This is a genomic window from Hydrocoleum sp. CS-953 (genome assembly GCF_002260545.1).
Taxonomy (GTDB): Bacteria; Cyanobacteriota; Cyanobacteriia; order Cyanobacteriales; family Microcoleaceae; genus Trichodesmium.
Map to the genome: position 1 here is coordinate 1 of NZ_LGSU01000015.1, position 994 is coordinate 994.

At 32.9% G+C, this 994-nt stretch carries 1 protein-coding gene; it reads right to left on the reverse strand.

Annotation, left to right across the window (positions count from 1 at the left end; all coding sequences use genetic code 11):
• Positions 1 to 261: 261 nt before the first annotated feature.
• The gene (hpxZ, locus tag AFK68_RS00035; RefSeq protein ID WP_094670653.1) at positions 262 to 633 is read right to left on the reverse strand and encodes an oxalurate catabolism protein HpxZ; all 372 of its coding nucleotides are present in this window, start codon (positions 631 to 633) and stop codon (positions 262 to 264) included.
• Positions 634 to 994 lie beyond the last annotated feature (361 nt).

Consider the following 994-nt stretch of genomic DNA (forward strand, 5'->3'; position numbering starts at 1 on the left):
CTTCATAATAATTGACTTGTCAATTATCAGCTATTGCAATCCTAAATAGGTTGTGATAAGTTTTATAATAGCCAATTTCAACTGAAAGCTTGAAAATTCTGACTCCTGACTCCTAAATACCACCAAAATATTACAACTAAAATAGGATTGCTATATTACTTTTGGTACCCAATCAAAGCTTTATTAACCCAAAATTAAATCTTACTACAAAAGTGTTGTTGTACTGCTGAGAGCTGACAGCTAATAGCTGAATGCTGAAAATTATAAAAAAGAAACATGAGCACTCACAACTCGCCAACCAACAGAAGTACGCATCCAAGTTTGACTTTGCCTACCCATTTTTCCAGTTTCTTGACGCTGGAATTCAGTATTTGCTGTGGCAAAATCTTGACCATAAGTTGTAATAAAAGTATTCATTAATACTCGCTCTAAATTAACTTTTCCACGCGCTTTTCTAAAAGCAGATATTGCTTCATATCCATAAAGATTTTCATTGACTCCATAACGGATGGTGTGGGAACTATCCCAAAATAATTCATCTAAAACATCCACATTATTACCAATCAAAGCAGCTTCATATTGCTCAAATACTGCTTTTACTTCTGCCACAACATCAGGAATATTAATCTCCATTTTAATTACCCTCCTAATCACAATACTCTAAAAAATTTTCTGGAACTATTTTCAATTCTCCAGACTTAAATCTATCTATCGAAACCCAAAGCGCCGTTTTTTTTCGTTCCTTCTCCCAAAAAGTTAAATCCTCTATTTGATAAAACTTTGGGTCAGCAAAATCACATTTATATTTTTCGGNAAAAAATTTTCTGGAACTATTTTCAATTCTCCAGACTTAAATCTATCTATCGAAACCCAAAGCGCCGTTTTTTTTCGTTCCTTCTCCCAAAAAGTTAAATCCTCTATTTGATAAAACTTTGGGTCAGCAAAATCACATTTATATAATTGAATTAACTCATGTCTTTCCTCTCCATTAAAC

What these genes read in the sequence shown, in the direction of transcription:
- hpxZ (WP_094670653.1), bottom strand. Translation starts at nt 633, where the DNA reads ATGGAGATTAATATTCCTGATGTTGTGGCAGAAGTAAAAGCAGTATTT.